Origin of the sequence: Silanimonas sp. (assembly GCF_044377035.1) — a bacterium.
Taxonomy (GTDB): Bacteria; Pseudomonadota; Gammaproteobacteria; order Xanthomonadales; family Xanthomonadaceae; genus Silanimonas.
The window spans coordinates 96,395-120,989 of sequence record NZ_JBILJW010000011.1 but is presented as its reverse complement, the minus strand read 5'-3'; the positions used below and the strand labels follow the sequence as shown (position 1 = coordinate 120,989).

The 24,595-nt window shown below is 69.6% G+C and carries 23 protein-coding genes and 1 tRNA gene; 16 read left to right on the top strand and 8 right to left on the bottom strand.

What is annotated here, in order from left to right; genetic code table 11:
- From ACIQ6S_RS08245 to ACIQ6S_RS08235, 3 genes are all read left to right on the top strand, one after another.
- Positions 1–374: sigma-70 family RNA polymerase sigma factor (locus ACIQ6S_RS08245; protein WP_397607942.1), on the top strand; the 374-nt coding region annotated here is incomplete at its 5' end.
- 170 nt (positions 375–544) lie between these two features.
- The gene (locus ACIQ6S_RS08240; protein ID WP_397607941.1) at positions 545–1,876 is read left to right on the top strand and encodes a dicarboxylate/amino acid:cation symporter; all 1,332 of its coding nucleotides are present in this window, start codon (positions 545–547) and stop codon (positions 1,874–1,876) included.
- Between the two features lie 71 nt (positions 1,877–1,947).
- Positions 1,948–2,023, top strand: a tRNA-Ile gene (locus tag ACIQ6S_RS08235).
- Positions 2,024–2,030: 7 nt separating this feature from the next.
- Here ACIQ6S_RS08235 and ACIQ6S_RS08230 read toward each other — a convergent pair.
- Both ACIQ6S_RS08230 and ACIQ6S_RS08225 read right to left on the bottom strand, forming a co-directional pair.
- Entirely contained in the window at positions 2,031–2,366 is a 336-nt protein-coding gene (locus ACIQ6S_RS08230; RefSeq protein ID WP_397607940.1) for a hypothetical protein, read from the bottom strand.
- A 111-nt stretch (positions 2,367–2,477) separates the two neighbouring features.
- Complete coding sequence (locus ACIQ6S_RS08225) at positions 2,478–3,227, bottom strand: 2OG-Fe dioxygenase family protein (RefSeq protein WP_397607939.1); 750 nt, start codon at positions 3,225–3,227, stop codon at positions 2,478–2,480.
- Positions 3,228–3,315: 88 nt separating this feature from the next.
- On the opposite strand from ACIQ6S_RS08225, the gene ACIQ6S_RS08220 reads away from it, so the two are divergent.
- Together ACIQ6S_RS08220 and ACIQ6S_RS08215 are read left to right on the top strand one after the other, a co-directional pair.
- Positions 3,316–3,993 carry an alpha/beta hydrolase gene (locus ACIQ6S_RS08220; protein ID WP_397607938.1) on the top strand — a complete coding sequence of 226 codons (678 nt, stop codon included), beginning with the start codon at positions 3,316–3,318 and terminating at the stop codon, positions 3,991–3,993.
- Between the two features lie 156 nt (positions 3,994–4,149).
- Positions 4,150–4,737: a hypothetical protein gene (locus ACIQ6S_RS08215; protein ID WP_397607937.1), complete on the top strand. Its 588-nt coding sequence runs from the start codon at positions 4,150–4,152 to the stop codon at positions 4,735–4,737.
- 5 nt (positions 4,738–4,742) lie between these two features.
- Here ACIQ6S_RS08215 and fabR read toward each other — a convergent pair whose 3' ends face one another.
- Positions 4,743–5,402, bottom strand: coding sequence for an HTH-type transcriptional repressor FabR (fabR, locus tag ACIQ6S_RS08210; protein WP_397607936.1), 660 nt, complete (start codon positions 5,400–5,402; stop codon positions 4,743–4,745).
- 149 nt (positions 5,403–5,551) lie between these two features.
- Here fabR and ACIQ6S_RS08205 point away from each other — a divergent pair, with 149 nt between their 5' ends.
- From ACIQ6S_RS08205 to hemC, 4 genes are read left to right on the top strand one after another with little or no spacing between them, the layout of a single operon-like run.
- The gene (locus ACIQ6S_RS08205; RefSeq protein WP_397607935.1) at positions 5,552–6,613 is read left to right on the top strand and encodes a flavin reductase family protein; all 1,062 of its coding nucleotides are present in this window, start codon (positions 5,552–5,554) and stop codon (positions 6,611–6,613) included.
- 1 nt (position 6,614) lies between these two features.
- Entirely contained in the window at positions 6,615–7,715 is a 1,101-nt protein-coding gene (locus ACIQ6S_RS08200) for a fatty acid desaturase family protein (protein WP_397607934.1), read from the top strand.
- Positions 7,716–7,760: 45 nt separating this feature from the next.
- Entirely contained in the window at positions 7,761–8,495 is a 735-nt protein-coding gene (locus tag ACIQ6S_RS08195; RefSeq protein ID WP_397607933.1) for a LytR/AlgR family response regulator transcription factor, read from the top strand.
- A gap of 32 nt (positions 8,496–8,527) precedes the next feature.
- On the top strand, positions 8,528–9,439 hold the full coding sequence (gene hemC / locus ACIQ6S_RS08190; RefSeq protein ID WP_397607932.1) for a hydroxymethylbilane synthase: 912 nt from the start codon (positions 8,528–8,530) through the stop codon (positions 9,437–9,439).
- A 21-nt stretch (positions 9,440–9,460) separates the two neighbouring features.
- Here hemC and ACIQ6S_RS08185 read toward each other — a convergent pair whose 3' ends face one another.
- Positions 9,461–10,030 (bottom strand): outer membrane lipoprotein carrier protein LolA, encoded by a 570-nt coding sequence (locus ACIQ6S_RS08185; protein WP_397607931.1) that lies wholly within the window; start codon positions 10,028–10,030, stop codon positions 9,461–9,463.
- A 112-nt stretch (positions 10,031–10,142) separates the two neighbouring features.
- Between ACIQ6S_RS08185 and ACIQ6S_RS08180 the strand changes: the two genes are divergently transcribed.
- Both ACIQ6S_RS08180 and ACIQ6S_RS08175 read left to right on the top strand, forming a co-directional pair.
- On the top strand, positions 10,143–11,114 hold the full coding sequence (locus tag ACIQ6S_RS08180) for a helix-turn-helix transcriptional regulator (RefSeq protein WP_397573410.1): 972 nt from the start codon (positions 10,143–10,145) through the stop codon (positions 11,112–11,114).
- 7 nt (positions 11,115–11,121) lie between these two features.
- Positions 11,122–12,048, top strand: coding sequence for a patatin-like phospholipase family protein (locus ACIQ6S_RS08175; protein ID WP_397573411.1), 927 nt, complete (start codon positions 11,122–11,124; stop codon positions 12,046–12,048).
- Here ACIQ6S_RS08175 and ACIQ6S_RS08170 read toward each other — a convergent pair.
- Together ACIQ6S_RS08170 and ACIQ6S_RS08165 are read right to left on the bottom strand one after the other, a co-directional pair.
- Positions 12,045–13,100, bottom strand: a complete 1,056-nt coding sequence (locus ACIQ6S_RS08170; RefSeq protein WP_397607930.1) for a hypothetical protein — start codon at positions 13,098–13,100, stop codon at positions 12,045–12,047. The genes ACIQ6S_RS08175 and ACIQ6S_RS08170 overlap by 4 nt on opposite strands.
- A 95-nt stretch (positions 13,101–13,195) precedes the next feature.
- Positions 13,196–13,777 (bottom strand): lipocalin family protein, encoded by a 582-nt coding sequence (locus ACIQ6S_RS08165; protein ID WP_397607929.1) that lies wholly within the window; start codon positions 13,775–13,777, stop codon positions 13,196–13,198.
- 159 nt (positions 13,778–13,936) lie between these two features.
- On the opposite strand from ACIQ6S_RS08165, the gene ACIQ6S_RS08160 reads away from it, so the two are divergent.
- The 5 genes from ACIQ6S_RS08160 (at position 13,937) to ACIQ6S_RS08140 (ending at position 22,869) form a co-directional block, all read left to right on the top strand.
- The gene (locus ACIQ6S_RS08160; RefSeq protein WP_397607928.1) at positions 13,937–16,057 is read left to right on the top strand and encodes a prolyl oligopeptidase family protein; all 2,121 of its coding nucleotides are present in this window, start codon (positions 13,937–13,939) and stop codon (positions 16,055–16,057) included.
- The gene (locus ACIQ6S_RS08155) at positions 16,057–18,210 is read left to right on the top strand and encodes a S9 family peptidase (RefSeq protein ID WP_397607927.1); all 2,154 of its coding nucleotides are present in this window, start codon (positions 16,057–16,059) and stop codon (positions 18,208–18,210) included. The genes ACIQ6S_RS08160 and ACIQ6S_RS08155 overlap by 1 nt, the downstream gene beginning before the upstream one ends.
- Before the next feature lie 130 nt (positions 18,211–18,340).
- On the top strand, positions 18,341–19,852 hold the full coding sequence (locus ACIQ6S_RS08150) for a hypothetical protein (protein ID WP_397607926.1): 1,512 nt from the start codon (positions 18,341–18,343) through the stop codon (positions 19,850–19,852).
- A gap of 108 nt (positions 19,853–19,960) precedes the next feature.
- On the top strand, positions 19,961–21,646 hold the full coding sequence (locus ACIQ6S_RS08145) for an alpha-amylase family glycosyl hydrolase (protein ID WP_397607925.1): 1,686 nt from the start codon (positions 19,961–19,963) through the stop codon (positions 21,644–21,646).
- Positions 21,647–21,687: 41 nt separating this feature from the next.
- Complete coding sequence (locus ACIQ6S_RS08140) at positions 21,688–22,869, top strand: diguanylate cyclase domain-containing protein (protein ID WP_397607924.1); 1,182 nt, start codon at positions 21,688–21,690, stop codon at positions 22,867–22,869.
- A 9-nt stretch (positions 22,870–22,878) separates the two neighbouring features.
- Here the strand turns inward: ACIQ6S_RS08140 and ACIQ6S_RS08135 are convergent, their stop codons facing one another.
- Together ACIQ6S_RS08135 and ACIQ6S_RS08130 are read right to left on the bottom strand one after the other, a co-directional pair.
- A complete protein-coding gene (locus ACIQ6S_RS08135) occupies positions 22,879–23,478 on the bottom strand; it encodes a beta-lactamase hydrolase domain-containing protein (protein ID WP_397607923.1) in 600 nt (199 codons plus the stop codon).
- Positions 23,479–23,489: 11 nt separating this feature from the next.
- Positions 23,490–24,566: a LacI family DNA-binding transcriptional regulator gene (locus ACIQ6S_RS08130; RefSeq protein ID WP_397607922.1), complete on the bottom strand. Its 1,077-nt coding sequence runs from the start codon at positions 24,564–24,566 to the stop codon at positions 23,490–23,492.
- Positions 24,567–24,595: the final 29 nt, after the last annotated feature.

Below are 24,595 nucleotides of genomic sequence, written 5' to 3'. Positions count from 1 at the left end.
AGGACAAGATCCGGAAGGTCCTGAAGATCGCCAAGGAACCGATCTCGATGGAGACGCCGATCGGCGACGACGAGGATTCGCACCTCGGCGACTTCATCGAGGACACGAACGCCGAGTCGCCGCTGGAGAACGCGACGACCACCGGCCTGTCCGAGACGGTCCGCACCGTGCTTTCCGGCCTGACGCCGCGCGAGGCCAAGGTGCTGCGCATGCGCTTCGGCATCGACATGAACACCGACCACACCCTCGAGGAAGTGGGCAAGCAGTTCGACGTCACCCGCGAGCGCATCCGCCAGATCGAAGCCAAGGCCCTGCGCAAGTTGCGCCATCCGAGCCGCTCCGAGCAGCTGCGCAGCTTCCTCGACCTCGAGTAAGCCGCCCGCGCCCGCAAGGCCCCGACGCCCCGCCCCGCGCGGGGCGTCGCCGTTTCGGAGCCCGGAGGGGTGGCTGGTGCTGTGAATTGACGCGGCCTTCATGCATCCTCGCGGCTCCCCGCGTGGGGCCACCCGCGCCTCGGCGCGCTCGTAAGGACTAGGACCGGCAAATGGCGATCGACACCACGAACAGCGGCTCGGCCGCGCCGGCACGGAAGGGCAGCACGCTGACCTGGTGGATCCTCGGTGCCCTGGTGCTTGGGATCATTGTCGGCGCCATCGTCAACGCCACCGTCGCCGACACGACGGCGGTGGTCGACGGCCTCACCATCGTCACCACCGTCTTCCTCCGGCTGATCAAGATGATCATCGGGCCGCTGGTCTTCGCCACGCTGGCCGTCGGCATCGCCAAGATGGGCGACCTCGGGACGGTGGGTCGCATCGGCCTGAAGGCGATGACCTGGTTCCTCGGCGCGTCGCTGGTGTCGCTCACCCTGGGCCTGGTGCTCGTGAACCTGTTCCAGCCGGGCGTCGACACCGGCCTGGTGCTCCCTGACGCCGGTGCGCAGAGCGGCATCGCCGTCAGCGGCCTCACCCTGAAGGACTTCGTCACCCACCTCGTGCCGACGAGCATCGCCGACGCGATGGCGCGCAACGAGATCCTGCAGATCGTCGTGTTCTCGGTGTTCTTCGGCGTGGCCTGCGCCGGCGTGGGCGACAAGGCCAAGGTGATGGTCGATGCGCTCGAAGGCCTCAGCTACGTGATGCTGAAGGTCACGATGCTGGTGATGTGGTTCGCCCCGTTCGCCGTGTTCGCCGCCGTGGCGGCGACGATCTCGAAGAGCGGACTTGACGTGCTGGCCGTCTACGGCAAGTTCATGGGCCAGTTCTATCTCGGCATCGTGCTGCTCTGGGGCCTGCTCTTCCTCGCGGCTTTCGCCATCCTGCGGCGGCGCGCGGTCGGGTTGTTCCGCGCCGTTCGCGAGCCGACGCTGCTCGCATTCGCCACGGCATCGAGCGAGGCCGCCTATCCGAAGACGCTGGCCCAGCTGGAGAAGTTCGGCTGCAGCAACCGCGTGGCGTCCTTCGTTCTGCCGCTCGGCTATTCGTTCAACCTCGACGGTTCGATGATGTACTGCACCTTCGCGGTGGTCTTCATCGCGCAGGTGTACGGCATCGACCTGACGTTGGGGCAGGAGATCACGATGCTGCTCGTGCTCATGGTCACCAGCAAAGGCATGGCCGGCGTGCCGCGCGCCTCGCTGGTGGTCATCGCGGCGACGCTGGCGCAGTTCGACATCCCGGAGGCCGGCCTGCTGCTGCTGCTCGGCGTCGACCACTTCCTCGACATGGCGCGTTCGGCGACGAACGTCATCGGCAACACCGTCGCGACGGCCGTGGTGTCGAAGTGGGAGGGTCAGTTGCGCGCGGAAGGCGAGGCGAATCCCGACCTCATCGATGCGGTCGGTCCCGCGGAGCCCGAGCCCGGCCCCCTGCGCTGAGTCCCCGAAAACGACGCGACCCGCGTCATGGACGCGGGTCTGCGTGCCGCATCGCTACAATCGCGGCGAGCGGGCCCATAGCTCAATGGTTAGAGCACGGGACTCATAATCCCTTGGTTCCAGGTTCGAGTCCTGGTGGGCCCACCAGTCTCGTTCAGTGCGTCCGGATCGTTGCGTCGCTGTGCGCCCACTGCGCCACGACCGCCACGCGCATCGCGCGGATCAGCTCGGCCGAGGTCGGGAAACGCCGGAACGCGGTCGGGTTCGCCAGGGTCCAGGCCTCGCCGAGGGTGGTGCGGCCGGCGATCGCCCGCGTCCTCAACCGCTCCCAGCCGGCGGCGTTCGGCTTGCCCAGGTAGGCCAGGATCGCGTCCTTGGTGGCCGCCGCGAGGGGGCCGTCGGCGTCCGTGCAGCCCTTGAAGATGCCGGGTTCGTTCATGCCTGCCGTGCGGGCGGCGTGGGCGGGGGCGTCGGCGGTGGTGTCGAACATGGCGAGCTCCGGGTCGGGTCTCCCGAAGCGGAGCAAGATCCGTGCCAGTCTTTTGGCGTGACGGACGTCAAGTTCCGGGCGTCTTTGGCGCCGGAAATCCGTGCCGGAGGGTCAGGCCGCCGGGTCGAGGAAGCCGTCCCGGCGCCAGGTGAGCACCAGCGTGTCGCGGTGGCCGGCGGCGCCGTCCGGCTGCAGGGGCGTCGTCTCGTGGATCATCCGGGCGTCGTCGAGCAGCAGGGCGGTGCCGGGTTCGACCATCGTGAATCGGAGGCCGGCCGGGCCTTCGGCGTCGAACACCCGGGTTTCGCCGCCGCGCACGGCCACCCGCTCGATCAGGACCACCGCCACGAAATCGACGCCGTCCCGATGCGCGCCTTCCGGCGTGGGGCGCCCGATGCCCTGGGCCGTGTCGATCCGGAACTGGTGCACTTCGACGAAGGGGAGGGCATGGCCCGCGGCGGCAGCGCACGCCGCCCCCAGCCCGGTGACGAGTCCGAGGAAGGCCGGGTCGGCCAGCGTGGCCTCGAGCACCGGGGCGAACCAGCGCTCGTAGCCGCCGTGCAAGGCGTTGTAGTCGGTGGGTTGCCAGTGCGGCCGCTCGACGCGCTGTTCGATGCGTCGCCCATCCGCGCTCATCACCAGCGAGGCATGGCGACGGAAGCGGTAGCGGCCGCCATCGCGCAGGTGCTCGTCCGGCGGCAGGTCGGCCCAGTGCGTAGCGAGGCCGGCGAGGGCCGCGGCGGCGACGCCGGCGGCGCGGGCGCTGGCGGCGGCCGAGAGCCGGGCGAAGCCCTGCGCGGCCAGCGTTTCCGCCGGGGTGTCGTCGTCGAGGCGCCAGGACGGCGTGGTGATCGCGCTCATCCGCGCATTGTGCGGTGGCGGCGCGGCCGCGGGCAGGGGGCGCGGGCTCGGGCACAATGCCGCGCCCTCATCTGCTGATGCCGACGCCGTGCCCAACGCGCTCCTCGACACGATCGAAACCACCACTGGCGCCAAGCCGGTCTTCTCGGTGATCTGGCTGCACGGCCTCGGCGCCGACGGCCACGACTTCGCGCCGATCGTTCCCGAGCTGGTGCGCAAGGACTGGCCGGCGCTTCGTTTCGTGTTCCCGCACGCGCCGGTCATGCCGATCACCATCAACAACGGCCACGCGATGCGCGCGTGGTACGACATCGTCAGCCTTGATTTCTCGAAGGTGCGCGAGGACGCCGCCGGCGTGCGCCGTTCGATCGCTGATGTCGATGCCCTGGTGGCGCGCGAGCGCGACCGCGGCGTGCCGGCGAACCGCATCATCCTCGCCGGCTTCTCGCAGGGAGGCGCGATCACGCTGGCCGCCGGCCTGCGCCGCGAGCAACCCTTCCTCGGGCTGGCGGCGCTCTCGACCTACCTGCCGCTGGCGGCGGACACTCCTGCGGAAGCCACGCCCAAGGGCCTCGCCACGCCGGTCTTCATGGCGCACGGCACGCAGGACCCGGTGGTGCCCTTCGCTGCGGGCCAGAAATCCGCGGACGCACTGAAGGCCCTCGGCATGGACGTGGCCCTGCGCCGCTACCCGATGCCGCATTCGGTGTGCGCGGAGGAGATCCGCGACCTCGGTGACTGGATGACAGCGTGCTTCGCGGGTTGACGGTTCAGGCGAATTTGCCGCGGCCCCAAAGCAGCAGAAACGCTGCGGCGAGGTCGCGATACCCGCGACTTCGGCTGATGTCCGGGCGAAGCCCCGGGTGAGCGGGAATAAGCTCGGGCGTCCTCCCGACGCAGCGAGCCACCCATGCCCCTGTCCATGCTTCGCTTTGTTGCGATCCTCGTGATCGCTCTCATCGCTTCGATGCCGGCGTGGTCGACGCCGCCAACGACGGTGCCGCCGGCATCCGCCGGCGCGACCGTCGACGACTCAGCGCGCGGCGACGAACTCCGACGCACGGTCGTTGCCCCCGCCTTGCGTGCCTGGTTCGAAGCGCATCGCGATGAGTGGGCGCCAACCGAGGCCGAGATCGACCGCATGGTCGCGTGGACCCATGAGGCAAACCGCTGCCCGGGGCGCGAGCCGACGCCGGCGCTTGATGCCGAGGTGTCGCGCCAGATCGCGACGGCTTTTGTCGCTGGACCGAAGAGGCAGCGATTCCTGCAGCGGCGCTTCGGCGGAAAGCGCGTGCTCTGGCAGCAGTTCGGCGTCGAGGCCTTCGACGCGACGTATCGCCTGGTCCTGTCGCTCGAGAAGGAGGGCCAGATCGTTTTCGCGACGCCGGCCGATCGCGCACTGGCGCTGGACTACTGGACGCGCGACCAGGGGGCTTGGACCAGCGACTACAAGAGCGACGACGAATCGTTCCGGATGGTCTACGACGCGCCGCCGTGCCCTCCGGAGTGAGGGCCTCAGCGCGCGTCGTGTTCAGCCAGCACGTGCGAGCCGACCATGATCATCTTCAGCATCTCGACCAGCTGCTCGACGACTTCGCCGCGCCGCTCTCGCGGCAGGTCGATGGCGGTAGCGCCCATGGCGAACACCAAGCGCGTCATCGCCGTGGCCACCAGGGCCGGCGCGTGCACGGGCCGGCCGCCGGCTTCCGAGAGCCGCACCAGGTCGATGCAGAGCTCTTCCTCGAAGGTGCGCAGTTCGCGCTCGACGGCGGCCTTGTAGGCGTCGGAGCCAACCATCCCTTCCCGCAACAGGATGTGCAGCAGGCGCTCGTCGGCGTCGAGCTGCTCCATGAAGGTCTCGATCGAGGTGCGGATGACGCTGCGCCCCGGCTTCAGGCGCGTGCGCGCCTCGCGGATGATCGTGCGCAGGCTGCGGCCGCCGAGTTCGATCAGCGCGATGGCCAGCGCGTCCATGTCGCGGAAGTGCCGGTAGAAGCTGTTCGGGGCGATGTCGGCCTCGCGCGCCACCTCGCGCAGCGAGAGCGTGGACACGCTTCGATGGGGCCCCAGCAGGCGCAGGGCGGCGGCGATGAGGTCGTCGCGGCTGATCTGCGGTTTGCGCCCGGGGCCCGAGGGCGTGGCGCGGGGCGGATGGAGGGGAACGGGATCGCTCATGGGGCCCAGTGTAGGTGGCAGGGTGGGGCCGGCTCGACCCCGGATGAACGCCGCCCGGCAGCGCGATTGAATTCCGGGATGGCTGTCTATACGTCTGTCTGCACGACTGTATAGTATTCCCCAGCGCCACCGCCCCAGCCGAGCCCCGCATGTCCTTCGCCCTTGCGCCGCCCCCGTTCCGCCCCGCCTGGCATTACTGGCGCGGCCTGCTGCAGCCCGGCTGGAGCCCGTATGGCAACACCGCGCGGCTGGTCCGCCGCGAAGCGGCCTCGGTAGACAGCGAGACCCTGTGGCTGAAGCCTTTCCAGCGCCTGCAGGACTGGCAGCCCGGCCAGCACTTGAGCTTCGGCTTCGAGCTGGACGGCCGCCGCTTCCAGCGCAGCTTCACCCTGACCAGCCTGCCGGGCCAGCGCGAGATCGCCATCACCGTGCGCAAGGTGGCCGGCGGTCGCTTCGCTGACTGGCTGTCCGAGGCCCGCGATGGTGCTCGGCTGCAGATCAGCGAGCCCTGGGGCGGCATGGCCTTCGAAATGCCGGACGCCCCGCAGCGGATGCTGATGGCCGCCGGCAGCGGCATCACCGCGGCGATCGCCCAGGTGCGCGCGGCGGCGGAGCGCGGCCAGCTGGCCGGCCTGTCGCTCGCCTACTGGGTGCGCGAGCGCGCCGAAGCCTGCTTTGTCGAAGAACTGCGCGCGCTGCAGGCGCGCTTCCCGGATTTCCAGTTCCGCCTGTTCCTCACGGGTGAAGCGCCCGCCGCGGCGCACGAAGCCGAAGGTCGCCTCGACGAGGCCACGCTGGCCGCACTCCCCGGCAGCCCGCAGGGGGCCGAAGTGCTCGCCTGTGGCCCGACCGGCTTCGTCGCGCGCGTCGAGGCGCTGTTGCGCGAAGCCGCGGCGCGCATCGCCACCGAGAGCTTCACGCCGCCAGTGCTGCGCGTGCCCGATGTGCCGGCCGCCGCGGTGCAGCTCACGCTGCTGAAGAGCGGACGCACCCTGAGTATCCCCACCGACACGCCCCTGCTCGCCGCGCTTGAAGCGGCCGGGCTGAGGCCCGAACACGGCTGCCGCCAAGGCCTGTGCGGCCGCTGCACCTGTGCCAAGGCCAGCGGCGTGCACGTCGACCTGCGCGACGACAGCGCCCATCCCGAAGCCAGCACCTCGCTGAAGCTCTGCGTCAGCGCGGCACGCACCGACCTTGCGATCGACCTCTGACATGACCGCCCACGCCCCCCTGCTCACCGGCGAGCGCCTCGAAGCCTTCGGCGCCGAACTCGATACGCTTCGCGAGAAGCACGTCCGCGACCTCGGCGCTGCCGACGCCCGCTACATCCGCCGCGTCCGCCACGTGGTGCGCTGGACGGAAGTGATCGGCCGCCTCGCGCTCTATGGCGCGGCGCCCGCGCCCTGGCTGCTCTGGCCGCTGTGGGCCTTCGGCGTGCTGCTGCTCGGCATCTCCAAGATCGTCGACAACATGGAGCTCGGCCACAACGTCATCCACGGCCAGTACGACTGGATGAACGACCCGAGCCTGCAGGGCGACCGCTTCCAGTGGGACCACCTCTGCCCCTCGGACTGGTGGCGGCAGACGCACAACCACAGCCACCACCAGTGGACGAACGTGCGCGGCAAGGACGACGACGTGGGCTATGGCCTGCTGCGCATCTTCCCCGAACAGCGCTGGACGCCGTTCGCGCTGGGCCAGCCGATCTACGCGGCGCTGCTGGCGGTCTTCTACCAGACTGGCATCGCCATCCAGCACCTCAAGCTCGGCCGCTACGTGAAGGGGCGCCGCTCGTGGCGCTACTTCCTCTCCGACGCGAAGCCGCTGCTGCGCAAGCTGCCGTGGCAGGGCGGCAAGGACTACGTGTTCTTCCCGCTGCTGGCCGGCCCCTTCTTCCTGCCGGTGCTGCTCGGGAACATGGCGGCGAACCTCGTGCGGAACCTGTGGACCTTCGTGGTGATCTTCTGCGGCCACTTCACCGCCGACGCGATCACGTTCACGCCGGCACAGGTGAAGGACGAAACGCGGGCCGGCTGGTACCAGCGGCAGATCCGTGGCTCGTCGAACATCGCCGGCGGTTTCCTCATGAACTTCATGACCGGCAACCTGAGCCACCAGATCGAGCACCACCTGTTCCCCGACCTGCCGGCCCGCCGTTATGCCGACATGGCCGTCGAGGTAAAGGCGCTCTGCGAGAAGTACGGCGTGCCGTACAACACGGGTTCGCTGCCGAAGCAGTTCGGCGAAGTGGTGTGGCGGATCGTTCGCCATGCCTTCCCGAGCCGCCCGCACTGGGTGCCCGCCGCCGCGTGAGGCCTGACGGCTGACGGGGCAGGGAGGCGCCGCTACGATGGCGCCATGGATGTCCTGATCGCCGACGACGAACCGCTGGCCCGCGAGCGCCTGGCCGCCCTGCTCGCCGAGTTGGGCGGGCATCGCGTGGTGGCGGCGGTGGGCGACGGCCGCAGTGCCCTCGACGCTTGCCTGAAGCAGCTGCCGGATGTCGTCCTGATGGACATCGAGATGCCGGAGATGGACGGCTTGGAAGCCGCGCGCCATCTCGCCGCGATGGAGTCCCCGCCGGCCGTGGTGTTCTGCACCGCCTACGACGAGCACGCGCTGGCGGCCTTCGAGGCCGCCGCCGTCGACTACCTGCTCAAGCCCGTGCGCGCCGAGCGCCTCGCGGCGGCCCTGCAGCGTGCCGCCGAGCGCCATGCCGGGCGGAAGCAGGCGGTGGCCATGCCGGCGCTGCCAGGCCGTGCGCGCACCCACCTCGCGGCGCGGCTGCGCGGTTCGCTGCGCCTCATTCCCGTCGCCGACATCCGCTACCTGCAGGCGGAAGAGAAATACGTCGTCGTGCACCATGCCCGCGGCGAGGACCTCGTCGAGGATTCGCTCAAGGGGCTCGAAGCCGAGTTCGCCGGGCGATTCCTGCGCATCCACCGCAACTGCCTCGTCGCGCGCGAGCAGTTCAGCGAGCTGCGTCGCTCGCCGGAGGGTGTCGTGCACGCGGTGCTGCGCGACGGCGGTGCCGTGCTCGAAGTGAGCCGACGCTGCCTGCCCGGACTTCGCGACGAATTGAAACACCTGTAGCGCCGGCGACGGCGCCCCTCACGGAACCCGACATGCCCCTGATCCGACTGGCCACGCGCGAGAGCGCGCTCGCCCTCTGGCAAACCGAACACGTCGCCGCGCGCCTGCGCGCCCTGCACCCCGGGCTCGAGGTGCAGCTGGTGCCGATGACCACCCGCGGCGACCAGATCCTCGATCGCGCGCTGGCGGCCGTCGGCGGCAAGGGCCTGTTCCTGAAGGAGCTCGAGGTCGCAATGCTCGAGGGCCGTGCCGATGCGGCCGTCCATTCGCTGAAGGACGTGCCGATGGAACTCGACGGGCCGTTCGTGCTCGCCGCCATCCTCGAGCGCGCCGACCCGTTCGACGCCTTCGTCAGCAACGCCCACGCCACGGTCGATGCGCTGCCGCGCGGCGCGCGCGTGGGCACCAGCTCGCTGCGCCGGCAGGCGCAGCTGCGTGCGCTGCGGCCCGACCTCGAGCTGCTCGACCTGCGCGGCAACGTCAACACGCGGCTGGCGAAGCTCGATGCCGGGCAGTACGACGCCATCATCCTCGCCTGTGCCGGCCTGCAGCGCCTCGGTTTCGACGCCCGCATCCGCGAGCGCCTGACGCCACCGCGCCTGCTGCCGGCCGTCGCGCAGGGCGCCATCGCCATCGAATGCCGCGAGGGCGACGCCGACATCGCCCGCCTGCTGCGCGGGCTGGATGACGGCACCACGCGCGTCTGCGTCGAGGCCGAGCGCGCGATGAACCGCGCCCTGCACGGTAGCTGCCACGTGCCGGTGGCCGGTTTCGCCGAGCTGTTCAACGAGAAGCTGCTGCTTCGCGGCGCCGTGGGCGATGCCAGCGACGGCCGCCTCGTGCGGGCGGAAGCGAAGGGCAGCGCCGCCGATCCGGAAGGCCTGGGGCAGCGCGTCGCCGAGGCCCTGCTGGCGCAGGGCGCGGGCGAACTGTTGGGGCACTGAACGCCCCGGCGGATCGGGCCTTTAGGGAATGCGGATGTCCGCGCTGCCGATGTCGCGGTAGCGGACGCGCACGACCTTGCCGCGCCCGGCTGCGCCGCCATCCACCTCCATCTGCAGCAGCGTGTCGCCGTCGCCCACCCAGGCCGTCGAGGTGACCGGCTTCGGGTGTTGCGTGGTGAAGCGGTAGACCTTCGCGGCCTGGCCGTCGAGCGTGGCGTCGGGCAGCGCTTCCACCACCATCGACTCGCGCTGCTTCCGCATCGCGTCCTCATTGCGATACGCGTTGACGATGGCATTGACCGGCACCGGCACCGGCACGGTCATCATCCGGCCGCCCACGTCCATCTGTGCCTGGCCACCGCTGACGATCATCGTCGGGCCACCCTGCGCATTGACGATGCGGTAGCGGTCCGGGGCCTGGAATTCCATGTCGACGTACTTCTCGCCGCTGCCGGCATCGCTCATCGAAGCGCGGAACGAGGGGGCGTCGAGCAGCTTGTCGAAGGCGCGGGCGAGCTCGGCTTTGGCATCGGCCAGCGCCAGCGAGGGCAGGGTGCAGGCGAGGAGGAACACGGTGGCGGACAGGCGCATGGCGGATCTCCGGCGGGTTCGGGGGTGGCCCAGCGTAGCGCCGCCCTGGAGCGGCCGCGACGGCGGCCGGCCGTGCGATGCTAGCCACCCCCGCGTTGAGTCCGAGCCGCCGATGGACCGCTACGAACGCATCCTTGCCCTGCACCGCAGCCTGAAGGCCGCGCGCCTCCCGGTGCCGCTGCAGCGCCTCATGGACGAACTCGGCTGCTCGCGCGCCACGCTTTACCGCGACATCGCCTTCTTGCGCGACGCACTGGGTGCGCCGCTGGAGAGCACCGACGGCGAGGCCAGCTTCCGCTACCTCGAGAAGGAGGCCGAGCGTTTCGAATTGCCCGGCCTGTGGCTGAGCTCCGACGAGCTGCACGCGCTCACCGCCGCGCAGCAGCTGCTCGACCGCACCGGCCCCGGAATTCTTTCGGCGGCGATCGCGCCGCTGAAGGGGCGCATCGATTCCCTGCTCCAGCAGCATGCCGGAGGAAAGCGCTGGCCGATCGAGCGCGTGCGGGTGATCGGCAGCGGCACGCGGCGCGTCGACGAGGCCGCCTTCCGCATGGTCGCCGGCGCGGTGCTCGAGCGCCGCCGCCTGCGCTTCGAATACCTCGCGCGCTCCACCAACACGCGCACGCAGCGCAACGTCTCGCCGCAGCGACTCACGCACTACCGCGACAACTGGTACCTCGACGCCTACGACCACGAGCGCGAGGCGCTGCGCAGCTTCTCCGTCGATCGCATCGCGCATGCGCGCATCGACGACGCGACGGCGATCGACCACCCCGATGCGGAGCTCGATGCCCACCTCGCCTCGAGCTACGGCATCTTCAGCGGTGCGCCCAAGGCCTGGGCGACGATCCGCTTCAGCGCCAAGGCGGCGCGCTGGGTCGCCGACGAGCATTGGCATTCGAAGCAGGAAGGCCGGCTGCTGTCCGACGGCCGCTACGAATTGCGCGTGCCCTACAGCAATGCGCGCGAGCTGCTGATGGACGTGTTGCGCTACGGCCCGGATGCGGAAGTGATCGAGCCGACGCCGCTGCGCGAGCAGCTGCGCACCCTGCTGCAACTGACCGCGGCGGCCTATGACGGTTGAGGGGGCGTTGCCCGCGACGCGCGGCAAGCGCGTCGCCCTCGTGCTCGGCGCTGGCGGCGCCCGAGGCCTCGCCCACATCGGTGTCATCGAAGCCTTGGAAGCGCGGGGCTTCGAGATCGCCGCGATCGCGGGTTCCTCGATGGGGGCGCTGGTCGGCGGCATCCACGCCGCGGGCAAGCTCGACGCCTACCGCGACTGGGCCGACCGGCTCGAACGCAACGATGTGCTGCGCCTGCTCGATGTCACCTTCGGTGCATCGGGGCTGATCCGCGGCGATCGCGTCATCGCGACCCTGCGCGACCTCGTTGGCGAGCACCGCATCGAAGACCTGCCGATTCCCTACGTGGCGGTGGCCACCGACCTCGCGACGCAGCGCGAGGTGTGGTTCCAGCAGGGGCCGCTGTTCGACGCCATCCGCGCATCGATCGCCATCCCGATGGTGTTCACGCCGCACGAGGTGAACGGCCGCGAGCTCGTCGACGGCGGCCTGCTGGCCCCGCTGCCGCTGGCGGCGACGCGAGGCTTCCACTGCGACTACGTCGTGGCTGTCGACCTCAACGCGCGATCCCCGCGCGCACCGACCAGCGAGCCGGTGCCGCTGCGCGAGGCCGAGATGTTCAACGACGACGTGCCGCTGGCCCCCTCGGGCTGGAAAACGCGCGTGGCCTCGTGGTTCAGCGCCCCGCCGCCGCCGGTGGGCGCCACGTCGGCGGCGTCGAGCGGCGGCATCGCCAGCCTGCTCGACCTGATGTCGCGCTCGATGGACACCATGCACTCGCAGATGACGCGATTGCAGGTGGCGCAGGATCCGCCCGACCTCGTCATCCGCGTACCGCGCGATGCCGCCAGCTTCTACGAGTTCTGGCGCGCCAAGGAGCTGCGGGAGCGCGGCCGCGAGTGGGCCGAGGACGCGCTCTCCGCCTGGGTTCGTTAGCGCTGGAGGGCGCAGCGCTTCGGTGACCGCGGTGCGGGGTCGCCGCCGAAGGCCTCGTTCGTGCAGGCCACGCCATCGCGGAATTCGCGCGTCACGCCCCGTCCGTCGTCGGCGCCGTACCAGACCGAGCGGCGGCCACGGAACTGGCAGAAACCGCCTTCGGCCGCGCAATCGGTCCAGCCGTTGCCGGGCCCGCCGCCCTGCCAGCCGCCGCCCTGCCCGCCGCCGCCGGTGCGGAAGGAGCAGTGCTTGACCTCACCCGGAGCGGGGTCGCCGAAGGTGCGGTTGTCGCAGCGCACGCTGCCGCCGCGGACCTCCTGGTCGGTGAAGCGGCGCTCGGAGCCATAGCGGACCGTCGCCGGGCCGGGCAGGCGGCAGACCTCGTTCTCGCGCGCGCAGGGCGTCCAGCCGCCGTTCCAGCCGCCGCTCCATCCGCCGCCGCCGCCCGGGCGACCGCCGCCCGAGTCATAGCGAAGCTCGCAGACCTTGCGTTCGCGCGGCGCGGGGTCGCCGAAAGTCTGGATGCTGCAGTACACGTCGCCGCCGCGGACGCGCCGCTCGTAGTAGCGGCCGTCGATGCCGAAGCGGACCGTGGCGGGGCCATCGACGCGGCAGGTCTCGTTCTCGCGAGCGCAGCGCGTCCAGCCGTAGCCGCCATCACCGCCGCCGTCCCAGCCGCCGTCATCGTAAAGCCGGAGCTCGCAGCGCTTCTGCCGGCCGAACGCCGGGTCGCCGAACATCGAGTTGTCGCACTGGAGGCTGGCGTTGCGCACTTCGCGATAGACGTAGTTGCCGCGCGCGCCGTAGCGAACCACGCCCCAGCCCCGCGCCGTGCAGCGACGGCCTTCCTCGGCGCAGACCCGCCAGTCGCCCGACCATCCGCCGCCGCCGTAGCGGCCCGATTTCGCTCCCACCGCCGGCTGCGGCTCGCTCGAGGTCTCGGGGCCGATGTAGCCGTCGGCTGGTTGCGCCGAAGCGCTGGTGGCGGAGAGTCCGGCCAGCGCGAGCAGCGCCAAGGCAAGGACAGGGCGGACGCGGGACACACTCGACATGGCGGGCCTCGTTGGTTGGGGGTGCGGCGCATGGAATAGCACGCGCGCCCGCGTCCCGCTATGCGGGTGTCCGGCCCGTTCAGCGCCGGGCCGGATCAGGGGGCGATCGGCGCGACCGTCTGCCCTTCGACCTGGGGCACGCGCCGCAGGGCTGCGCGATCCACCCCGTGCGCGGCCATTCGCGTGGCCAGCCCGGCCAGCGTGGCCTCGTCCATTTCCGGCTTGCGCGAGAAGATCCAGGCCAGCTTGCGATCCGGCGTGGCGAGCAGGGCGGTCGAATAGTCCGGTGCCACGTCCAGCACCTGCATGCGCGTCGAGAACGGCCAGATGAACTGCACCTTCCATTCGCGGCCGCCGCTGGCCTCCACGATGGTGGAGACGCCGTTCCACGTGCGGTCCTCTTCACCGAACGCCTTCTTGAACACGAAGTCGTTGTCGATGCGCCCATCCGGACGCAGGCGATAGACATCGCGCGTCGCGACCTTCCCGTTCTCGAAGAAGTAGGGGACGTTCGCCACGACGTACCAGGTGCCCATGAAGCGATCGAGGTCGACGGGTGCGGTCGTGGCGTCGGCGGGCATGCGGGGCGTCTCCGGTGGGGTCTGGCAGGCGGCCAGCGCAAGGGCCAGGGCGGCGATCACGGTGGTGAGCAGGGCGGGGCGGGCGGCGGCGCGCATGGGCGGCTCCGGTGGGGGATGCACGCAGGGTGGGCGCCGCCGGGAGAACGCACCGTCAAGGCCGTGAAGGCGGCGTCCGCCGTGACTTTGGTCATGCATGCGGCAGTGCGGGCGGGGGGTAAGCTCCGACGACTCCCTTCCGGCCCCCATGGAGGCCTCATGCGCCGCACGCGCCTCGCCCTTGTTCTCGCCTTGATGACCGCGCCTCTCGCCCACGCCGACACGCCCGCCCCGGCGGCCACTGCGCCGCAGCCTGCCGACGCCTGGCAGTGGCTGGAGGACGTGGAAGCGCCGCGTTCCCTCGACTGGGTGCGCGCGCAGAACGCGGATTCGCAGAAGGTCCTCGAGGGCGAGCCGGGGTTCGGCGCCCTCCGTGACGACCTGCTCGCGATCCTCGATTCGAACGCGCGCATCCCCTACGTCAACAAGGAGGGCGACTACTACTACAACTTCTGGCGCGACAAGCAGAACCCCGCCGGGCTGTGGCGCCGCACCACGCTCGAGGAATACCGCAAGGCCGAGCCCGAGTGGGAAGTGCTGATCGACCTCGACGCCATCAACAAGGCCGAGGGGATCACTTGGGTGTGGCGCGGCGCCGACTGCCTGCGCCCGGCCTACGACCGCTGCTTGGTCTCGCTGTCGCGCGGCGGCGCCGACGCGATCGAAGTGCGCGAGTGGGACAAAAGCGACCGCGCCTTCGTCGATGGCGGCTTCCGTCTTCCTGAGGCCAAGGGCGGGCTGACCTGGCGCAATGCCGACAGCGTCTACGCGTACACCGATTTCGGCGACGGCTCGATGACGTCCTCGGGTTACCCGCGCATCGTCAAGGAGTGGACCCGCGGCACGCCGCTGGCCGAGGCCAAGGTGGTTTACGAAGGCGCGGCGCAGGACATGTACATCGCCGGCTACCGCGACCTGACGCCGGGCTTCGAGCGTGATTTCGTCAGCCGCACCATCGCCTTCTACAACGACGAGCTCTACGTGCGCGGCGCCGATGGCGCGCTCACCAAGATCGACGCGCCGAATTCGGCCAACAAGCTGCCGTACCGCGAGTGGCTGATCCTCGAGCTGCGCGAGGACTACCGCGTCGGCGACCGCTTGTTCCCGAAGGGCGCGGTGATCGCCGCGAAGTTCGACGCCTTCATGAAGGGTGAGCGCGATTTCGACGTGCTCTTCGAGCCCAGCGACACCACCGCCTTCGTCAGCGTGACGCCGACCAAGGACCACCTGATCCTCAACGTGCTCGAGGACGTCAAGAACCGCCTGTCGGTGCTGACCTACGCGAACGGCGAGTGGACGCGCGGCCCGCTGGAAGGCGCGCCCGCTTTCGGCACGGTGTCGGTCTCGGCCGTCGACGACGAGGCCAACAACGACTACTTCCTCACCGTCACCGATTACCTGACGCCGACCACGCTGATGCTCGGCACGGTGGGCGAGGCCCCGCAGCCGCTGAAGCAGCTGCCGGCCTTCTTCGACGCCGCGGGCTTCGAGATCACCCAGAACTTCGCCACCAGCAAGGACGGCACCCGCGTGCCCTACTTCATGGTCGCGAAGAAGGGCCTCGAGGCGAACGGCAAGAACCCGACCCTGCTCTACGGCTATGGCGGTTTCGAAGTCTCGCTGACGCCGGGTTACTCCGGTGGCGTCGGTCGCGCCTGGCTGTCGGAAGGTGGCGTCTACGTCGTTGCCAACATCCGCGGCGGCGGCGAGTACGGCCCGCGCTGGCACCAGGCCGGCCTGAAGGAAAACCGCCTGCGCATCTACGAGGATTTCGCCGCGGTGGCGGAAGACCTGATCAAGCGCGGCATCACCACGCCGCCGCACCTCGGCATCCAAGGCGGCAGCAACGGTGGCCTGCTGGTCGGCAACATGACCGTGCTGTACCCGCAGCTGTTCGGCGCCGTCGTCTGCCAGGTGCCGCTGCTCGACATGCGCCGTTACCACACGCTGCTGGCCGGCGCCTCGTGGATGGCCGAGTACGGCAATCCAGACGACCCGGCGCAGTGGGAGTTCATCCGCACCTTCTCGCCGTACCACAACGTCAAGCCCGACGTGGAGTACCCGCCGGTGCTGTTCACCACCTCGACGCGCGATGACCGCGTGCACCCCGGCCACGCCCGCAAGATGTTCGCGCTCATGAAGGAGCAGGGCCACCCGGTCTACTACTACGAGAACATCGAGGGCGGCCACGGCGGCGCCGCCAACAATGCGCAGAGCGCCAAGATGAACGCGCTGGCGTACACCTTCCTGAAGATGAAGCTCTTCCCGGAGTCGAACTGATGAACCGCCCGAACCTGTCCCGCCGTCCGCTCGCGGCCATCGGCATCCTGCTGGCTTCCGGCTTCGCTGCGCCGGCGAGCTTCGCGGCCGATGCACCGACGCCGCCCGTCGCGGTGCAGCGCCCGCATGAGGTGAAAGCCCCGCACGGCGCGGTGCGTAACGACGAGTACTACTGGCTCCGCGACGACAAGCGCGAGAACCCGGAGATGCTCGCCTACCTCAACGCCGAGAACGCCTATGCCGATGCCATGCTCGCGCCGCTCGCGCCGCTGAAGCAGAAGATCTACGACGAGATCGTCGGCCGCATCCAGCAGGATGATTCCAGCGTGCCGTACCTCGAGGACGGCTACTGGTACTACACCCGCTTCGAGACCGGCAAGGACTACGCGATCACGGCGCGCCGCAAAGGCACGATGGACGCGCCGGAAGAGATCCTGCTCGACCAGAACGCCATGGCCGAGGGCAAGGACTACTTCCAGGTCGGTGGCTGGGAAGTCAGCCCGGACGGCAGCAAGCTGGCATGGGCGGAGGACCTCAACGGCCGCCGCCAGTACACGATCAAGGTGAAGGACATCGCCACCGGTGAGTTGCTGGATTCCGCCATCACCGGCACCAGCGGCAACATCGTATGGGGCGACGACAACAAGACGATCTGGTACGTCGAGAACGACCCGGAAACCTTGCTCAGCACCCACGTCAAGACGCACGTGATCGGTACGCCGTCGAGCGACGACAAGCTCGTCTACACCGAGACCGACAACAGCTTCTACATGGGCATCGGCCGCACGCGCTCGAAGCAGTACATCTGCATCGGCGTGGGCAGCACCGTCTCCTCCGAGCAGCGCTGCACCAAGGCGGCCAGCCCGGGCGAGTTCACGGTGATCGCCCCGCGCCAGCGCGATGTCGAGTACGAAGCCGACCACTATGCCGGCCGCTGGGTCATCACCACCAACTGGAACGCGCCGAACTTCCGCATCATGACCGCCGCCGAGGATGCGCTCGGCAGCCGCGAGAACTGGAAGGAGTTCGTTCCGCACGCCGGCGACGTGTTCATCGAGGGCGTTGAGCTGTTCGACGGCTACATGGCCATCGGCGAGCGCTCCGACGGCCTGCGCCGCATCCGCATCCTCAAGGACGGCGGCGACAGCCAGTTCGTGAAGTCCGACGAGCCGGCCTACACGATGGGCCTGTCGGTCAACGCGATGCCGGACACGCCGTGGGTGCGTTACGCCTACACCTCGCTCACCACGCCGGCGACGACCTACGAGATCAACGTCGAGACCGGCGAGCGCAAGCAGCTCAAGCAGGACCCGGTGCCGGGCTTCGACCCGACGCAGTACGTCACCGAGCGCGCGTGGGTGCCTTCGCGCGACGGCACGGTGCGCATCCCCGTCTCGATCGTCTACCGCAAGGGCTTCGAGAAGAACGGCGAGGCCGCCCTGCTGCAGTACGCCTACGGCAGCTATGGCAGCTCCTCGGACCCGGGCTTCAGCCGCCTGGTGCCCAGCCTGCTCGACCGCGGCATGGTCTACGCCATCGCGCACATCCGCGGCGGCCAGGAGATGGGCCGCGCTTGGTATGACGGCGGCAAGCTCTTCAACAAGATCAACACCTTCACCGACTTCATCGACGTCACCGACTGGCTGGTGGCCAACGGCTACGCCGCGGAGGATCGCGTGGCCGCGATGGGCGGTAGCGCCGGTGGCCTGCTGATGGGCGCGGTGGCCAACATGGCGCCGGAGAAGTACGACGCCATCATCTCGCAGGTGCCCTTCGTCGACGTAGTGACGACGATGCTCGATCCGAGCATCCCGCTCACCACCAACGAGTACGACGAGTGGGGCAATCCGGAGAAGAAGGAGTTCTACGACTACATGCTGTCGTACTCGCCCTACGACCAGCTGGAGGCGAAGGACTATCCCGCCACTTTCGTCGGTACCGGCCTGTGGGACTCGCAGGTGCAGTACTTCGAGCCGGCCAAGTACGTCGCCCGCCTGCGCGCCAAGAAGACCGACGACAACTTGCTGGTGTTCCGCACCAACATGGAAGCCGGCCACGGCGGCAAGTCGGGCCGCTTCCGCCGCTTCGCCGAAGCCGCCGAGCAGTACGCCTTCATGCTCGACCAGCTGGGCGTGGAGAAGCGCGCGGAGTGAGGCGGGGAACGCTCATCCGATGAAAGAAAACCCCGGCCTTTGCCGGGGTTTTTCTTGCTGGAGAAGCTGTTACTCGAAGGGTTGGCTGTCGAAGTACCCAGCGGCCATACTGGGCCGGCGCTCCTCTCGCATGCACAAGGAAGACACCATGAAAGGACGGACACTGACGGTCATTGCCCCGGCGCTGCTGTTTCTCTCGGCGTGTTCGACGACGCCCGTCGCCTCGGATCGCCTCCAGGTCGAAGTCGTGGCAGGCAGTGGTCGCGCGGCGGCGATGGACGAATGGGAGGAAGTCGTCGTTTCGCCGCTGTTCTCGAAGCTTCCACAGGAGGATCAGGTGTCGGCCCTTCGCTTCGCCGCCAGCGCCGCGGACGAGCGGGGCGAGCACGCCGAAGCGCACGCCTATCGGGTGATGCTCACCGACTATCCCAGCGCCGTCCCGATGGATGTGCTGCTTCGCGCTGAGGGGGCGATGCGCGTCGAGGACTGGAACGACGCGGCGGCGGCCCTCACCGCGCTGGCGCGGCGTTGGCCCGGTGAAGTGAGCCTCGAGCCACGGCCAGCATTCATCGCCCACGTCGCCTTTCGGGTGGGTAGGGATAAGGAGCTTCGTCCGGCCTACTTGTCTCTCGTCGAGGCACTCTTTGAGGCCGACTTCAAGATGGTTTACGACACGCCACCAGACGGACTGTGGGAGGACCTGGTGCTGGACGCCCTGCAGCGTCGGGATCTGCCACGGGCGCTCGACGTCGCCGGGCGCATCCAATCCGTCGGGACGCTGTTGCGAATGAAGGTCGATCGACGCTTCGATGCGGTAGTGGGTGCCAATCCCGATCAATTTGACCTTGCTGGTGCCGCCCGCAGGGCGTCGGCGGACGGCCAGCGCGTCATGGCGAACCATCCCCGCGAACTCTACGCCTTCGTCCAGCACGCCTATGCTTTGTTCGACGAGGGACGTCATCAGGAAGTCCTGGCGCAATGCGACGCGATCCTCGCGAAGATCGAACGCGCACCCGACCACGCACCGCCGTACGACGACCTCGACCGCTCCCTGAACTGGGTCTACAACCACAAAGCGGCTGCGCTGCGCGCCCTCGGACGCTGGCACGAGGCCTTGGCGGTGATGGAGCAGGCGCGCCGGTTGGACGAGCAGCGAGGGCCGAACGTCAGCCAGACGCTCAACTTGGCCGTGCACTACAACGACGCCGGCCAGCCCGCGCGCGCCTTGGACGTGCTTCAGGGCTTCGAATGCTCCGACGCGGTCAGCCCCTACGGCTGCATGCAGTTGCATGCGGCCCGCCATCGCGCGTATCGGGAAATGGGGCGCCAGGCCGACGCTGCGGCGGCGTTCGACTACCTCCGTTCCCACCGCGACGAGGCCGAGGGCTTGTGGGCTGGGGCGGTTCTCGACGTGGGTGACATGGACGCAGCTGCGGCGCTGTTGATCGAGCAACTTCAGGATCCCCTGGAGCGAGGGGCGGCACTGGCGAGGGTGCAAGACTATCGGCCACTGCCAATGACGCCATCGATGCGGGCGTCGCACGAGCGTTGGCAGCAATTGCTCGCTCGCCCCGATGTCGCAGCGGCCATCGACGCCGTCGGGCGCCGCAGCGAGCAGCCGATCTACCGCACGGCGGATTGAGGAACGTCGATTCCTTCGCAGCTGAATTCGATTGCATCCCAAATGCACGCATCGGCCTTGGAGTCCCACCCCGATACACTCGTCCCCGTCCTCACTTCCGAGCCGACGATGCGTCGCCCTCCGCTCTCCGCCCTGCTCGCCGGCCTGCTGGCCGCCTCCGCTGCTGCAGCGCAGCAGCCCGCATCGGCCCCGCCGGCGAACACCTTCGTGGGCACCACTGAACCGATGGCCGCGCACGCCGTCTACTTCTTGATGACGGACCGCTTCGTCAACGGCGACCCGTCGAACGACCACCGCGAACAGGGCCTGCCCGACCACGGCACCTGGGGCGGGGCCGTGCCGGGGGCGCCGCCGGGCAAGGAAGACTACGTCGGTTACCTCGGCGGCGATTTCCGCGGCCTGCTCGACAACGCCGGCTACATCCGCGACATGGGCTTCGGCGCCGTGTGGCTCACGCCGATCGTCGAGCAGCCTGACGAGTCCTTCAGCGGCGGCACGCCGGCCGCGTGGGGAAAGATGTTCACCGACGGCGGCAAGTCCGGTTACCACGGCTACTGGGCCACCAACTTCTACGAGATCGACGAGCACCTGCCGTCCGAGGGCCTCGATTTCCGCGCGCTCACCGCCGGCCTGCGCGCGCGCGGCCTGAAGACCGTGCTCGACGTGGTCGCGAACCACGGCTCGCCCTCGTTCTCCGCGCCGACGCAGCGCGATGCCTTCGGCAAGCTGTTCAACGAGGCGGGCGAGCTCGTCGCCGACCACCAGAACCTGCCGCCGCGCCGCCTGAAGCCGGGCAGCAACCCGCTGCACGCGTTCTTCCACGTCGAGCCCGATATCGCCCAGCTGTCGAACTTCGACGAGGACAACCCGGCCGTCGTCGACTACCTCGTGGGCAGCAGCCTGAAGTGGCTTGGGCAGGGCGCCGATGCCTTGCGCCTCGACACCATCAAGCACATGCCGCTGCCGTTCTGGAAGACCTATGCGGATCGCCTGCGCGCCGAGCATCCCGGCCTCTTCATGTTCGGCGAGGCCTTCACCTACGAGCCCGAAGTGCTCGGGGCCTTCACGCAGCCGGCGAACGGCGAGATCAGCGTGCTCGATTTCCCGCTGCAGAAGGCGATGGGCGAGGTGTTTGGCAAGCGCGATGCCGGCTTCGAGGCGATCGTTCCGGCGCTGTTCCTCGATGGCGGCCCGTACGCGAACCCCTACGTGCTGATGACCTTCTACGACAACCACGACATGCCGCGGCTCGACGCCGACGATGCCGGGTTCATCAACGCCAACAACCTGCTGTTCACCGTGCGCGGCATCCCGGTGGTCTACCAGGGCTCGGAGGTGGGCTTCATGCGCGGCACCGCCGAGCACGCCGGCAACCGCAACTACTTCGGGCAGGCGCGCATCGACGCCGCGCCGTCGAACCCGATCCACGCCGCGCTCAAGCGCATTGCGACGCTGCGGGCGAACACGCCGGCCTTGCAGCGCGGCCTGCAGGTGAATGTCGAATTCGAGGGCCAGCGCGCGGCCTTCTACCGCGTGCTGGAGCAGGACGGCGTGGCGCAGACGGCGCTGGTGTTGTTGAACAAGGGTGACACCGCGGCACGCTTCCGCATCGATGAACTGGCGCAGCCGGGTCGCTGGCGCGAGGCACTGGGCGGCGGCACGCGCCTGCTGGCCGAAGGCGCGGCCTTCGAAGCCGAAGTGCCGGCGAATGGCGTGCAGGTCTACCTGTTCGAGAAGCCGCTTACCGCCCCGGCGCTGCGCGCCGCCGTCGCGGCAGCCGTCATCGCGCGCTGAGCGGAGTGCAGTGCCGGGCCCGGCCCGGTTACCCTCCACCCATGGAAGAGCTCCTGCTTTGGCGGTGGAGCACCACCGTCCAGATCACCTCCGCGATCGTGCTGGCCATCTTCATGGTGGCCTTCGGCCGTGCCGTGGGCCGGCCGGACACGCGCTGGTGGGCGGCGGCCTACGTCGCCAACCTCGGGGCCATGGCCGTGACCGTGCTGTATTGGTACGGCGTGCCGCCGGAGCTGGTGCCCGACGCCGTCACCCGCTTCGCCTACATGGGATCGAAGACGCTCTTCATCCTTTGCCTCACCGCCGGGGTGTTCGCGTTCCGGCATCCGCTGGGCTACACCCCCTTCACCGTGAGGCGCAGCCTCCTGTTGGCCGCGGGCGTGGGTGTCTTCGGTGCGGTGTCCGTTCCCACCATCAATCTGCTCGGTCTTGCCCAGCACGCACTCATCGCTTCGGTGCTGGGCATCGGGGCCTGGTGGTGCTTCCGTCGCCCGGCGACGGGCCTCGGATGGCTGGGCATCGGCCTGGCGTTGCGGGCCGCGCTCGGGCTCGGCGAGGCGGTCGCGTACGGGCTGACCGAGATCGATGCCGCGGTGGCCCAGTCGCCGTGGATGCAGCGGGCGCTGGCCGCGCACTCCTCCTTCGACACCGGGGCCGAATGGTTGATCGTCCTGGGCTGCGTGGTGGCCGTGGCCCGGCGTTCGGAAGTGGAGCTCAACCGCAGCCATGCCGAACTGCATCGCGCCAACCTCGCGCTCATCGAGGCGGTGCAGCGCGATCCGCTCACCGGCCTCGCGAACCGTCGCGCCCTCGGCCCCTTGCTCGAGGTGGCGGGCCGTCACGGGGCGACCCTGATGTTCTTCGATCTCGACGACTTCAAGCGCATCAACGACGAACACGGGCACGACATCGGTGATGCCTGCCTGAAGCGCTTCGCCGATGCGCTGCGCGATCGGTTCCCCGACGCCGACGGGCTGGTGCGTTACGCCGGCGACGAATTCGTACTGGTGGACACCGACCTCCCGGCGTCGGAGTTCGAGCAGCGCGTGCAGGCGCTGCGCATCGACCTCGGCGTGCCGCGCGGCCGCGAGCCTGAGCTGCACTTCAGCGTGGGGGCGCACCGCTTCGCCGGCGGGCATATCGACATCGACGAAGCCCTGCGCGAGGCGGACCAGGCGATGTACCGCAACAAGGCCGAGCGGCGCGCAAGCCTGCGCGGCTGACGCGGCCGATCAGCCGCGAGGCGCGTCCGCGTAGTCGAGCTTCAGCGGCTTGTCGAGCAGGCGCTCCATCGGCAGCGGCCACAGGCCCAGTGGGCCAACGCGGCGCATCGCGTCCTCGGGACTCAGGCCCTGCTCGCGCACCAGCCAGGCGGCATAGAGGTGCGCAGCACGCGTTCCGCTGGCGCAATGCAGCAGAACGTCGCCTTCGCCGTTCGCCATGGCCGCGCTGAACGCGTCGAGGGCGGCGGGGGTGAAGCCGGCATTGCCCGCGATGGGCAGCAGCGTGTACGCCATCCCCTTCGACTGGGCCAGTGCGGCCTCGTCGAAACCGAGGGTCGCCATCTCCTCTGGCGTGCGCAGGTTGATCACGCGGCGCACGCCCTTGGCGCCCAGCGCTTCAAGATCGGCGGCGAGCGGCTGCGGCGCGATCAGTACGCTCCCGTCGCGCACCACGCGGGTTTCGAACGGCGGGGTGGGCGGCGTGGCCGGTGCAGGCGTGGCAGCGGCGGCCGGCGGCGCTGCGGCATCGGCGCGCTGCGCGCCGTCGCTCATGCAGGCGGACAGCGTGGTCGCGCCTAGGGCGAGGGCGAGGATCGGGAAACGGCGCATGCGCGAACTCCTCAGCGTGTCTTGCTGGATTTTCCAACGGGCTTGGCGGCGGCAAGGCCGGCGCCGCAGGATCGACGCACCACCAACGTCGGCGTGAGCACTTCACTGACGGCCGGTTCGCCGCGGATCTCGCGGATCAGCGTGTCGACGAGCTTCTCGCCGGCCAGCTTGGTGTCCTGCAGCACAGAGGTCAGCGGCGGGTTGGTGAAGGCAGCCACCGGCTGGTCGTCGAAGCCGACGACGGCCACGTCTTCGGGCACGCGCAGCCCATGCTCCATCAGGGCGCGCATCGCACCAATCGCGATCAGGTCGCTGGCGCAGAACAGCGCGTCGAAGGCCACGCCGCGCGCGAACAGCGCCTGCGCCGCGGCGTAGCCGGCCAGCTCGGTCGAATCGATGACGTCGATCTGCAGCGCCGCCTCCGTGCTGAGCTTGGCCGCCTGCAGGGCATCGCAGAGCCCGAGGTAGCGGTCGCGGAATTCCGGCGCGGTGGGCTGGTTGGCCCCGAGGTAGGCCACGCGTTTCCGGCCCAGCGCGGCGAGGTGCGTGCCGACCTGGCGGCCGCCATCGCGGTTGTCGCTGCCGATCGACATGCCGGGCTGGCGCTCGAACACCGGCCCCCAGCGGACGAAATGCGTGCCCTGCTGGACGAGGCGGTCGAGCTTGTCCCGCGTGAGGAACCAGTCGCCGTAGCCGAGCAGGATCAGGCCGTCGGCCTTGTGCGCGTCCTGGTAGTCGGCGTGCCAGTCCTCGCTGAACTGCTGGAAGCTCACCAGCAGGTCGTAGCCCTGCCGCGCGCAGGCGCGCGTGATCGAGCCCAGCATGGTGAGGAAGAACGGATTGATCAGCGTGTCGTTCGGGGTCGGGTCCTCGAACAGCAGCAGGGCCAGCGTGACCGAGCTCTGCCGGCGCAGGTTCGAGGCGTTCTTGTCGACCTTGTAGTTCAGCTCGCGGGCGATCTCGCGGATGCGCTTGCGCGTTTCCTCGCTGACCAGCGGGCTGTCACGCAGCGCGCGCGAGACCGTGGCCTGCGAGACGCCGGCACGGTAGGCGATGTCGAACGAGGTGGGGCGTGATTTCTGGTTCATGCGGGCGGGAGGATACCCCGCCCGGCGCG

Bases quoted from the DNA above. Each gene is read 5' to 3' on its own strand.
- ACIQ6S_RS08205 (WP_397607935.1), top strand. From the start codon at position 5,552: ATGTCCTTCGCCCTTGCGCCGCCCCCGTTCCGCCCCGCCTGGCATTAC.
- ACIQ6S_RS08185 (WP_397607931.1), bottom strand. From the start codon at position 10,030: ATGCGCCTGTCCGCCACCGTGTTCCTCCTCGCCTGCACCCTGCCCTCG.
- ACIQ6S_RS08150 (WP_397607926.1), top strand. From the start codon at position 18,341: ATGCACAAGGAAGACACCATGAAAGGACGGACACTGACGGTCATTGCC.
- ACIQ6S_RS08155 (WP_397607927.1), top strand. From the start codon at position 16,057: ATGAACCGCCCGAACCTGTCCCGCCGTCCGCTCGCGGCCATCGGCATC.
- ACIQ6S_RS08230 (WP_397607940.1), bottom strand. From the start codon at position 2,366: ATGTTCGACACCACCGCCGACGCCCCCGCCCACGCCGCCCGCACGGCA.
- ACIQ6S_RS08215 (WP_397607937.1), top strand. From the start codon at position 4,150: ATGCTTCGCTTTGTTGCGATCCTCGTGATCGCTCTCATCGCTTCGATG.
- ACIQ6S_RS08225 (WP_397607939.1), bottom strand. From the start codon at position 3,227: ATGAGCGCGATCACCACGCCGTCCTGGCGCCTCGACGACGACACCCCG.
- ACIQ6S_RS08165 (WP_397607929.1), bottom strand. From the start codon at position 13,777: ATGCGCGCCGCCGCCCGCCCCGCCCTGCTCACCACCGTGATCGCCGCC.
- ACIQ6S_RS08130 (WP_397607922.1), bottom strand. From the start codon at position 24,566: ATGAACCAGAAATCACGCCCCACCTCGTTCGACATCGCCTACCGTGCC.
- ACIQ6S_RS08135 (WP_397607923.1), bottom strand. From the start codon at position 23,478: ATGCGCCGTTTCCCGATCCTCGCCCTCGCCCTAGGCGCGACCACGCTG.
- ACIQ6S_RS08145 (WP_397607925.1), top strand. From the start codon at position 19,961: ATGCGTCGCCCTCCGCTCTCCGCCCTGCTCGCCGGCCTGCTGGCCGCC.
- ACIQ6S_RS08195 (WP_397607933.1), top strand. From the start codon at position 7,761: ATGGATGTCCTGATCGCCGACGACGAACCGCTGGCCCGCGAGCGCCTG.
- ACIQ6S_RS08180 (WP_397573410.1), top strand. From the start codon at position 10,143: ATGGACCGCTACGAACGCATCCTTGCCCTGCACCGCAGCCTGAAGGCC.
- ACIQ6S_RS08240 (WP_397607941.1), top strand. From the start codon at position 545: ATGGCGATCGACACCACGAACAGCGGCTCGGCCGCGCCGGCACGGAAG.
- ACIQ6S_RS08170 (WP_397607930.1), bottom strand. From the start codon at position 13,100: ATGTCGAGTGTGTCCCGCGTCCGCCCTGTCCTTGCCTTGGCGCTGCTC.
- ACIQ6S_RS08160 (WP_397607928.1), top strand. From the start codon at position 13,937: ATGCGCCGCACGCGCCTCGCCCTTGTTCTCGCCTTGATGACCGCGCCT.
- hemC (WP_397607932.1), top strand. From the start codon at position 8,528: ATGCCCCTGATCCGACTGGCCACGCGCGAGAGCGCGCTCGCCCTCTGG.
- fabR (WP_397607936.1), bottom strand. From the start codon at position 5,402: ATGAGCGATCCCGTTCCCCTCCATCCGCCCCGCGCCACGCCCTCGGGC.
- ACIQ6S_RS08140 (WP_397607924.1), top strand. From the start codon at position 21,688: ATGGAAGAGCTCCTGCTTTGGCGGTGGAGCACCACCGTCCAGATCACC.
- ACIQ6S_RS08200 (WP_397607934.1), top strand. From the start codon at position 6,615: ATGACCGCCCACGCCCCCCTGCTCACCGGCGAGCGCCTCGAAGCCTTC.